At 60.4% G+C, this 9,511-nt stretch carries 11 protein-coding genes; 5 read left to right on the plus strand and 6 right to left on the minus strand.

Translation table 11 applies throughout. The annotated features are described in order from the left end of the window. Positions 1 to 1,570 (minus strand): protein-L-isoaspartate(D-aspartate) O-methyltransferase (locus EOC06_RS25230; RefSeq protein WP_128309066.1); only part of this gene is annotated, 1,570 nt, incomplete at its 3' end. A gap of 262 nt (positions 1,571 to 1,832) precedes the next feature. On the opposite strand from EOC06_RS25230, the gene EOC06_RS25235 reads away from it, so the two are divergent. The 4 genes from EOC06_RS25235 (at position 1,833) to EOC06_RS25250 (ending at position 6,168) form a co-directional block, all read left to right on the plus strand. Then, positions 1,833 to 4,244, plus strand: coding sequence for a phosphoketolase (locus EOC06_RS25235; protein WP_128309067.1), 2,412 nt, complete (start codon positions 1,833 to 1,835; stop codon positions 4,242 to 4,244). Continuing rightward, positions 4,241 to 5,419, plus strand: a complete 1,179-nt coding sequence (locus EOC06_RS25240; protein WP_128309068.1) for an acetate/propionate family kinase — start codon at positions 4,241 to 4,243, stop codon at positions 5,417 to 5,419. The genes EOC06_RS25235 and EOC06_RS25240 overlap by 4 nt, the downstream gene beginning before the upstream one ends. Before the next feature lie 10 nt (positions 5,420 to 5,429). Beyond that, a complete protein-coding gene (locus tag EOC06_RS43460; protein ID WP_245470040.1) occupies positions 5,430 to 5,867 on the plus strand; it encodes a hypothetical protein in 438 nt (145 codons plus the stop codon). Between the two features lie 88 nt (positions 5,868 to 5,955). Then, complete coding sequence (locus EOC06_RS25250) at positions 5,956 to 6,168, plus strand: hypothetical protein (protein WP_164873843.1); 213 nt, start codon at positions 5,956 to 5,958, stop codon at positions 6,166 to 6,168. A gap of 63 nt (positions 6,169 to 6,231) precedes the next feature. Here EOC06_RS25250 and EOC06_RS25255 read toward each other — a convergent pair whose 3' ends face one another. The 5 genes from EOC06_RS25255 to EOC06_RS40305 form a co-directional block, all read right to left on the minus strand. Continuing rightward, complete coding sequence (locus EOC06_RS25255; protein ID WP_081738679.1) at positions 6,232 to 6,396, minus strand: hypothetical protein; 165 nt, start codon at positions 6,394 to 6,396, stop codon at positions 6,232 to 6,234. 152 nt (positions 6,397 to 6,548) lie between these two features. Then, positions 6,549 to 6,749 (minus strand): KTSC domain-containing protein, encoded by a 201-nt coding sequence (locus tag EOC06_RS25260; protein WP_127416495.1) that lies wholly within the window; start codon positions 6,747 to 6,749, stop codon positions 6,549 to 6,551. Between the two features lie 80 nt (positions 6,750 to 6,829). Next, complete coding sequence (locus EOC06_RS25265) at positions 6,830 to 7,264, minus strand: GFA family protein (protein WP_127267420.1); 435 nt, start codon at positions 7,262 to 7,264, stop codon at positions 6,830 to 6,832. 81 nt (positions 7,265 to 7,345) lie between these two features. Continuing rightward, complete coding sequence (locus tag EOC06_RS25270; RefSeq protein ID WP_013531539.1) at positions 7,346 to 7,645, minus strand: PRC-barrel domain-containing protein; 300 nt, start codon at positions 7,643 to 7,645, stop codon at positions 7,346 to 7,348. Between the two features lie 166 nt (positions 7,646 to 7,811). Continuing rightward, on the minus strand, positions 7,812 to 7,973 hold the full coding sequence (locus EOC06_RS40305; protein WP_155936599.1) for a hypothetical protein: 162 nt from the start codon (positions 7,971 to 7,973) through the stop codon (positions 7,812 to 7,814). Positions 7,974 to 8,214: 241 nt separating this feature from the next. On the opposite strand from EOC06_RS40305, the gene EOC06_RS25280 reads away from it, so the two are divergent. Next, a complete protein-coding gene (locus EOC06_RS25280; RefSeq protein ID WP_128309069.1) occupies positions 8,215 to 8,964 on the plus strand; it encodes a Crp/Fnr family transcriptional regulator in 750 nt (249 codons plus the stop codon). Positions 8,965 to 9,511 lie beyond the last annotated feature (547 nt).

Consider the following 9,511-nt stretch of genomic DNA (forward strand, 5'->3'; position numbering starts at 1 on the left):
GTTCGTCCCTGACGACGCCCATCTCGGTAAAGCGGGCATCGCCGATATGGGAATTGTGCGCCCACACCACGGCCTTGGCGTTGGGGCCGCCGGCATGCAGCAAATGTTCCAACGTTTCGAACATGTGCGTGTCGCGCAGGTTCCAGGACTCCGCGCCGCCATAGTACATGATCCGGTAATAGTGTTCGGCGGACGCGATCAGCCGGGCATTCTGACTGGCGTCGAGAAAGTCGGTGCCGTCCCTTTTTGCATATTCGAGCTGTTTGGCGAGCAAGTCCCGGCATTGTTCCAGCACCGCTTTCTCGCATTTTTGATAGCCGGCGGTGAGCACCGCGCGGCCGTAGGTGGACGGATCGTGTTGCCAGGGCGTCAGGCAGCCATAGCGTTCGCGCGCGATCTTGGCTGCCTGGGGATCGACCCGGTCGAGATAGTCGAGGACCGCGCCGATGGAACCGCTCATATTGTAGATGTCGAGGCCGTAGAACCCTGCTTGCGCCGAAGGCTCTAGCTTCTCGTTGTGACGGCGCATCCAGTCGGTGAAGGCCGCGACATCGGTGTTGCGCCACATCCAGGTCGGAAATCGCAGGAATGGCGCGCCAGTGCCGGTTCGCGGCCGACGATGGCGAACATAGCGGTCGATCGCCGCTGCGTCGGGCCAGTCTGCCTCGACCGCGACGATGGTGAAGCCGTGGCGTTCGATGAGCCTGCGGGTGATCGCCGCGCGCGCCCTGTAGAATTCGGACGTGCCATGGCTTGCCTCGCCAAGCAGAACAATGCGCCGGTCGGCAAACCGATCGAACAATGCGCCGAAGGCCGGATCGTCGAAATCGGGCAGGGGTTCGGCCGCGGCCGCGATCATATCAGGCAGGCTGATCGGATGGGGATGTCGAAGCGGACGACCAACGTCGGTGGCCGTGCCGTTTTCCGACCAACCCTGCTCGCCGATTAGAGGGACGAAGCGCACGCCGCCGAAATCCTCCTCGCTATAGGTTGCGGCGCCTGTCCGGGTGACTTTGAGCAGACGTTGCAAATCCGGGTCGTCGCCGACCGGAATGACGAGCCTGCTGCCGACATCGAGTTGCTCCTGAAGGGCGAGCGGTGCGCCGGGACCACTGGCTGTCACCACGATGGCGTCGAACGGCGCCGCCTGCGGCCAGCCCTTGGTGCCATCGCCTGTCCGAACCTCGATGTTTTGGTAGCCGAGTTTTTCAAACCGCCGCTTCGCGGCTTCGGCCAAACCGGGATGACGCTCTATCGTGTAGACCTGTTCGACGATCCGGCTCATCACCGCAGCCGCGTATCCCGAGCCGGTGCCAATTTCGAGCACATGGTCACCCGGTTTGACATCCGCCATCTCGATCATGAACGCGACAATGTAGGGTTGCGATATGGTCTGGCCATCGGCGATCGGCAGCGGCGTGTCTTCGTAAGCAAATTCCTCGAAGCCGGGTTCGACGAAGGCCTCGCGTGGAACTTCGCGCATTGCCTGCAGAATCTCGCGGTCATGAATGCCACGCCGGCCGACATGGATATTGACCATTCGATCACGGGCACGAGGAAGATCGAGCATCTTTTAGCTCCCTTTGGTGCAACGCTTCGAGGCTATCCTTCGCGGTACCTGCCTTGAGCCTGGCCTTCGCGATTCCAGTTTCTAACCGCCGGAGGACTTCAAGGTTCCCGCCTATTTGCGGACAGGGCCGCAAACCCGGCCGAGATGGCGTCCGGTCTCTCGGCCGCGTGGGTCGTGACGCCGACCCGAACGCGGCAGTCGGGGGTTGCTCAAGCGCAAAGATGCCCCAGTTATCACCAGCGAACCGAAGCTGGAGATGTCGATGAACGACAAGGCTGCCGCGACGCCGCAGGCTATCGGCCACGAACGGATCGACCTCATGGACCGCTACTGGCGCGCCGCGAATTACATCTCGGTCGGCCAGATCTACCTGCTCGACAATCCGCTGTTGCGCGAACCGTTGAAGGCCGAACACGTCAAGCCGCGGCTGCTTGGCCATTGGGGCACGACGCCGGGGCTGAACTTTCTCTACGTGCATCTGAACCGCGTTATCCGCGAACGCGACCTCGATGCTCTGTTTATCTGCGGGCCGGGCCATGGCGGCCCCGCAATGGTCGCCAACACCTGGCTCGAGGGCACCTATAGCGAGGTCTATCCCGATATCGGGCAGGGCGAAGACGGCCTCAGGAAACTGTTCCGGCAGTTTTCCTTCCCCGGCGGCGTGCCAAGCCATGCCGCGCCCGAGACGCCAGGCTCCATCCATGAGGGTGGTGAATTGGGATATGCGTTGGTTCACGCCTTTGGTGCGGCCTTCGACAACCCGGATCTGGTGGTTGCCTGCGTCGTTGGTGACGGTGAAGCCGAGACCGGTCCGCTCGCGGCGGCCTGGCATTCCAACAAGTTCCTGAACCCAGCCTCGGACGGCGCCGACCTGCCGATCCTGCATCTCAACGGCTACACGATCGCCAATCCAACGATCCTCGGCCGCATGGACGATCAGGAGTTGCGAAATCTCTTCGCCGGCTATGGCTACCAACCGTTCTTCGTCGAAGGCCACGAGCCGCTTGCCATGCACCAGTCGATGGCCGCGACACTCGACACGGTGCTCGATCGCATCCGGTCCATTCAGGAACAGGCACGGGCTCCGGGATGGCATGGTCAACGCCCGCAATGGCCGATGATCGTGCTGCGCAGCCCCAAGGGATGGACAGGTCCCAAGGAGGTCGATGGCGAGAAGGTTGAGGGTTTCTGGCGCTCGCATCAAGTGCCGGTGTCGAACGCACGCGGAAATGAGGGCCACCGCAAGATCCTCGAGAACTGGATGCGAAGCTACGAACCGGGAGAGCTGTTCGATGAAAGCGGGCACCTGTTGCCAGAACTCGCGGCACTTGCCCCAACAGGGACAAAGCGCATGGGCGCAAGCCCGTACGCGAATGGCGGACTGTTGAAGCGCGATCTTGTGCTTCCCGACTGGAAAAGCCTGGCGCTGGAAGTGCCTCGTCCGGGAGGCGTCATCGCTGAAGCGACGCGGATTTGCGGAAGCTATCTTCGCGAGGTGTTCCGCCTCAATGCCGAGGCGCGGAATTTTCGCCTGATGGGGCCGGACGAGACGTCATCCAACCGCCTCGACGAGGTGTTCGAAGTTACCGATCGGCTCTGGATGCAGCGCATTGAACCCTACGACGTCCATCTTTCCCGTGACGGACGTGTCATGGAGGTACTCAGCGAGCACCTCTGCCAGGGCTGGCTTGAAGGCTATCTGCTCACCGGCCGCCACGGCCTGTTCTCCTGCTATGAGGCCTTCATCCACATCGTCGATTCGATGGTCAACCAGCATGCCAAATGGCTGAAGACCTCCGGCGAGCTTGCCTGGCGCAAGCCGATCGCCTCGCTCAATTACCTTTTGACCTCGCATGTCTGGCGGCAGGATCACAATGGTTTCAGCCATCAGGATCCGGGCTTTGCCGATCTGGTCGCCAACAAGAAGGCCGATACGGTAAGGCTCTATTTTCCGCCGGATGCCAACACCCTGCTGTGGATCACCGATCATTGCCTGAGAACCTATAACCGCATCAATGTCATTACCGCAGGCAAGCAGCCGGCACCGCAATGGCTGTCCATTGAAGAAGCCGAAGCGCATTGCAAGGCGGGGGCGGGCATCTGGGAATGGGCCGGTACGGTTGCTCAGGGCGAGGAGCCCGATGTGGTCATGGCCTGCGCCGGCGACGTGCCCACCCTGGAAACGTTGGCCGCGACCGACATTCTGCGCTCTGCGATCCCCGACCTGAGAATCCGTGTCGTCAATGTTGTCGACCTGATGACGCTGCAGTCGAACACCGAGCATCCGCACGGGCTCGCCGATGGAGACTTCGATGCGTTGTTCACGAAGACACGGCCTGTAATCTTCGCCTATCACGGCTATCCCTATCTTATTCATCGCGTGACCTACCGTCGCGCCAACCATGACAACATGCATGTGCATGGCTTCCGCGAGGAGGGCACCACGACGACGCCGTTCGACATGGTGGTGCTCAACGAACTCGATCGCTACCACCTCGCGCTTGCCGCCATCGAACGTGTGCCGGGACTGGCCGAAAGGGCTGAAGGGCTTGCCGGCGAACTCCACGGCCGGTTGGTAAAGCACAGGGCTTATGTCCGCGAGCACGGCGAGGATATGCCCGAAATCCAGAAATGGAGCTGGCCCGACAAAGGCGCGGCAAAGGCGCGCCAATGACGCGTCGGTCGATCCTGGCGCTGAATGCCGGTTCGTCCAGCATCAAGTTCGCGCTCTACGATCTTACCTTGTCACAGGATATGCAGCTCGTTTCGCGCGGCACGTTGGACTTGGGCGACACACCCACACTCCGCGCAAAAGCGGCCGACGGAACGGTGCAGTGCGATCGGCAGCTCGCCACCGACAAGCCGCGGGACGCGGCCATAGGCGAGATGCTGAATTGGGTGCAGGGCGAAATCGGCGAAAGAAACCTGCTCTGCGCCGGCCATCGTATCGTGCATGGCGGAAGCGAGTTCATCGAACCTGTCCGTCTGGCCCCAGACATCATCGACGCCATCGACAGACTGACGCCGCTCGCTCCGCTGCATCAGCCTCGCAGTCTCGCGCCGGTCCGCGCGATAGCCGCCTTGCAACCGGACCTGCCACAGGTTGGTTGTTTCGACACCGCTTTCCACCAGACGATCGATCCGCTCGTGCGGCGCTTCGCCCTTCCGCGCCAATATGAAGGGCAAGGCTTGCGCCGCTACGGGTTTCACGGTCTCTCCTATGAATACATCGCCGGGCGGCTCAGCGGGATATCGCCAACTCTTGCGGCGAAACGCACCATCGTCGCCCATCTCGGCAATGGTGCCAGCCTTTGCGCTTTGCGCGAGGGCAAGAGCATCGATACGACGATGGGGTTTTCGGCCCTGGATGGCCTCGTCATGGGCACGCGGTGCGGCGCCATCGATCCCGGCGTGCTGTTGCACTTCCTACTGGAAAGAGGCATCGCGGCTGAGGAGCTGCAGACGATGCTTTACGAGAAGTCGGGACTGCTCGGCGTATCCGGTATTTCGGGCGACATGAGGACGCTGGAAGGGAGCAACGATCCTCGCGCCCAAGAGGCGATGGCGCTTTTTGCCTTCCGCGCGGCGAGGGAAGCAGCAGCGCTTGCAAACACGATGGGTGGTCTTGAATGCCTCGTGTTCACCGCCGGCATCGGCGAACGGTCCGCGTCCATCCGCAAGGCCATATGCGAAAAACTGACCTGGCTTGGCGTGGTGCTTGAAGAACGCGCCAACGACATCCACGCCGAAATCATCAGTCGTCCCGAGAGCAAGGTGGAGGTGCGCGTGATTGCGACCGATGAGGAAAGTGTCGTTGCACGTCACAGCCGCAAGGTGATGCAAGCCTGAAGGCTCGCCATTGGCATCGGAAACCCGGCGTCGGTTCGGCTCGGTAAAAGCGCGGGCAAGGGCATTCCCTGTACGAAAATTACCAAGCAAGCGGTCGGGGGAACCAACGGCCCATGGAAATATTGTGCGAGCAATCTCGGCTAAACCCGAGACCGTCGGCACGATGATCACGCCGACAGCCATACTTCAGGCATTGGCTGAGGAATCCATGTTTACGGACGATGTTGCGGTGAGGCGCCTGAAAATCCTGGTCCAGCAATATGTCGAGACACGCAAGAAACGCCACGATGTGATCTCTACCGCCAAGGCCGGAACCGCAATTCGGGAGGTGATGCCAAGTTGCCCGCTTTCGGGAAAGGCCTTCGATGATCTGATTGCGGCCTGCGCCATCGAGCATGGCCTGGCTGTGCTCTTCGACAATCCGGGTACATCAGGCACTGAAATCTGAGGCTGGCGCTTCCGATTCCATCATCGCAATGAGGAGTTCAGTCGGCATGTCCAGGTACTTTTTCGACCTTCGAGATGAGAGCGGAAGCTTGCAGGAGGATCCCGAGGGCCAGGAATTTTCTGATCTCGCGAGCGCCGAGGAAAACGCGATGGCGTCCGCGAAGGAAATCCTCGCCGAAGAGCTGCTGCATGGCAAGCCGCTGCGTACCGGATTGGCCTTCGAGATTTTTGACGAGAACCGCAACCTGGTGCTGCACTTCCCCTTTGCGCTCGCGGCCGAAAAGGCCGGCGAACCCCCTTAATCCCGAATTGCCTGGCGGCCGATCCCCTGCATGGGTCATGCAAGCCGGGCCTCAATGCGGATCCTATCCTTCCGCCTTGAAGTTTCTGGCTTCTTTCTCGACCTTGGGGCTGTCCTTGCCATGCTTTTGCATAAGCTCCTTGGCCTGCTTGGGTGAGACGTCGGTGGTCTCTGCCAAGCGCAGCGCCTTCTTGTCCTTGCTTTCGGTCTTCTGCTTCTTGGCCGTCATGGCTCTTGAACTCCCTTGAAGCCTGTTCCGATCGATCTTTGCCGGTCCCGAGCATATCCAGATGAATTGTCATTGCCTGGTTTGCTTCGACGAGACGTCAACGAGACGATGCGGGTCAGGTTCCGTGCATCGTCTGCTCATGTCCGAACTTGTCACGCCACGCGGCGGTACCGATGGCGATCCCGGATGAATTCATTGAAGAAGCGGCCTTTTGAGGAAGCTTTGGTGAAAGCGGCATAAGTTGCCGGCGCAACATCCTCATAGTCGTAACGTTTGCCGCTCGGAACAAACCAGACCGAGAGGATCCTGGTGGCGGGGTCGTATTGTGCGTTTCGGATCACGGTCGATGGCATGGTGGCACCCGACGGGTCTGCCCGAATAACCCGTTAGCGATCGTCAGGTTCCGCCGATGCCTTCGCGCCTTGCACGGCGACTACCGGTCGCGCGGGTTGCCCAACTTCGGGTCGCGCTTCCTCGAATATCGGTCGATGCGTGGCAGGCTGTCATCAAATTCGATGTACGGTAGCCTCAGATCCCAATAGGCATGGGCTTGCGGCTGAAAACCTTCAGGTTTGTCAAGAAAACCGACCGTCACGTAGAACTCGTCCGGCAGACCTTCGTCGCTATAGCCTATCGAGCTTCCACAGTCCGGGCAGAACGTGCGGGTGACGCCTGGCGTTTTGGAAAAGGCCTTCGGTGTCCCTCTAAGAAGCTGAAATTGCTCAGGCCGGTAACCGACCCAGATTGTCATCGGACTTCCGATGGCCCGGCGGCAATCGTCGTCGTGATCGTAGCATATCCAGAAAGGCTCTCCGTCCATGGCTGCGGCGATCCCACCGCAGAAGCAGGCTCCGGTCTCGCGCCGCATCGTCTGTCCATCCTGTCGCGCCCAAGGGACGTTCAGAGAGCGGCCAAGCGGCCGCTCCCGTTCAAGGTGAAGTCCTCGAAATCATGCATCGTGATGCTCGGGCATGCTCTTGAGCTGATCCTTGGTCCAGTTCGTCACCGCGTGAACGTCGCCGTCTTCATCGCGCATGAATTCCAACTGGCTCGCGGGGACGGCCACCGGCTTGGCGCCTATGCCGAGAAAGCCGCCGACATCGATGACGACCTGACTGGCGGCTCCAGAGCCGTGGACGTGCGAAACGCTGCCGACCTTGTTGTCGTCCGCGTCGTAAATTGTGGCGTCTTCGAGAATGTCTGGCGTCAGTTCGGTGCTTGTGAGGCGTACGTGGTTGGTGTGATCCATCGTTCGGACTCCTGTTGGGTGGAATATTTGAACCTCTCAGCCGGGCAATCGTTCCGAAGAATTTCGGGGCGACGGACGGACGACGCAAGGACGCAAGAACCCTCAAATCAGCCTCGGCCCGAATTGACTCGCAAAGCTCTGTACGGAAGCGTACAAAGGGCAATCGTCAGCAGCACAGTTTGGGCGTTGACGCTTGGGAGTGACCATCGCTCTTGCCCATCACGAGGCATGGCGTTGCATGGCGAAGGAGCCCGAGCACCCCGGTCTGCCAGTAGTCGCGATAACCGCGCTTGCGCGGGATACAGGCGCCGCTGAACAACAGATACATGATATCATATCGCTCCTCGGGTTCGATCGCGCCTCTATCCTGCGGGAGGCTCGTTTGCTGGCGAAAGATGGTCAGCCAACAAGGCCTTCGAGTCTTCAGCAGTAACTGTCGGTTTCATACCAACACGCCGGCTCGTCTAGTGCTGCGCGAGACGAAGTCTATGGTTCGTTACCGTCCGCTCGTTCGACGGGCGCGGCCGGCTAAGAGATTCCAGTGCTCTTGCCCAAGGGAAAAGAGTCTCGTGGATTACCAGATACTGCAAGCCAAGAGCGAATTGCTTCGCCGCATGAGCGCGGACGATCTCGCGCGGCTGAGGCCGCATCTGGCGAGCGTTTTCCTGGAGTTGCGCGCGCCGCTGGAGACTGCGGGGCAGAAGATCGAAGCCGTCTATTTTCTGGAAAGCGGACTGGCATCGGTGGTGGCCAGTACTTCGGAGGCAACCGAAGCGGAAGTCGGAATCATCGGGTTCGAAGGAATGACCGGTTCGGCCCTGATCATGGGGGACGACCAGGCGAACTTTGATTGTTACGTCCAGTCGACATGCGAGGCCCTCCGGATAGAGGCTGCTCCATTCGTCGAAGCCCTGGAGGACAGTCCTACATTGCGGCCGTTCCTGTTGCGCTATGTCCAATATTTCCATGTTCAGACAAGCTACACGGCATCGATCAACGCACGGCAGAGCCTGGAAGTCCGGCTGGCGAGATGGCTTTTGATGTGCAGCGACCGCACTGTCGGCGACAGACTTATGATAACCCATGAATTTCTGTCCATCATGCTTGGTGTCAGGCGTCCGGGGGTTACCGTCGGTCTGCAGATGATCGAGAGTTACGGCTATATCCGAGCGCGCCGCGGAGAGATCACGATCCGCGATCGAGATGGTCTCATAAAGTTGGCGCGAGGCTCTTACGGTCCACCCGAAACCCAGTACCGCCGGCTGATCGGAGATTTGGGCTCGAAGCATCCTGCGAGGCAGGAGCGGCCACTCGCTTGAGGGCCGGGGCCAACAGAGGCTTCTCCGCCACTGAACCGCCAAGAAGACATTTCGAGTGGCCGACGCGATGATGCCGGTGAGACACCGTTGCCCAAACCCGCGCCGGCCACTGCGGCATGTTTTGGGGATGCCGCGTTGCCAATCTAGTTGCTGACAAGCAACTGGCAACGAAGGCTCGCGGTTTGGTAAGAACCGTACGTACATGCATGCAACCTCCCTCGGTCGCATTCAAGGCATGCCCGCGGAATCCTGGATTGAATACAGTCACCCCGATAGACTCCGGATTGACAGGCTTTGTCCGGTCAGCGCGGTGATATCCGCAGGGCGGAGTGCAGATTTGCTGGCTCGGTTCCGATATTGCCAGGCGGGCTGGCCTTCACCATCTAGCTGGGATGGCGACACCTAAATCGAAAGCACTCGGCTCCGGCTCATCCGGGCTCCAGCACGATCTCTTTGGTGCCGCCGACGACCTGCCGGAAGGTTTCCTCTACCAGCCTGATCTTATCACCGCGCAAGAAGAAACCGAACTCGCCCGGCATCTCGAAGG

The sequence above is a fragment of the Mesorhizobium sp. M7A.F.Ca.MR.362.00.0.0 genome, from assembly GCF_004023175.1.
Classification (GTDB): Bacteria; Pseudomonadota; Alphaproteobacteria; order Rhizobiales; family Rhizobiaceae; genus Mesorhizobium.

Coding starts and splice junctions, on each gene's coding strand:
- EOC06_RS25235 (WP_128309067.1), top strand. CDS start 1,833: ATGAACGACAAGGCTGCCGCGACGCCGCAGGCTATCGGCCACGAACGG.
- EOC06_RS25240 (WP_128309068.1), top strand. CDS start 4,241: ATGACGCGTCGGTCGATCCTGGCGCTGAATGCCGGTTCGTCCAGCATC.
- EOC06_RS25255 (WP_081738679.1), bottom strand. CDS start 6,396: ATGACGGCCAAGAAGCAGAAGACCGAAAGCAAGGACAAGAAGGCGCTG.
- EOC06_RS25260 (WP_127416495.1), bottom strand. CDS start 6,749: ATGCCATCGACCGTGATCCGAAACGCACAATACGACCCCGCCACCAGG.
- EOC06_RS25265 (WP_127267420.1), bottom strand. CDS start 7,264: ATGCGGCGCGAGACCGGAGCCTGCTTCTGCGGTGGGATCGCCGCAGCC.
- EOC06_RS25270 (WP_013531539.1), bottom strand. CDS start 7,645: ATGGATCACACCAACCACGTACGCCTCACAAGCACCGAACTGACGCCA.
- EOC06_RS40305 (WP_155936599.1), bottom strand. CDS start 7,973: ATGTATCTGTTGTTCAGCGGCGCCTGTATCCCGCGCAAGCGCGGTTAT.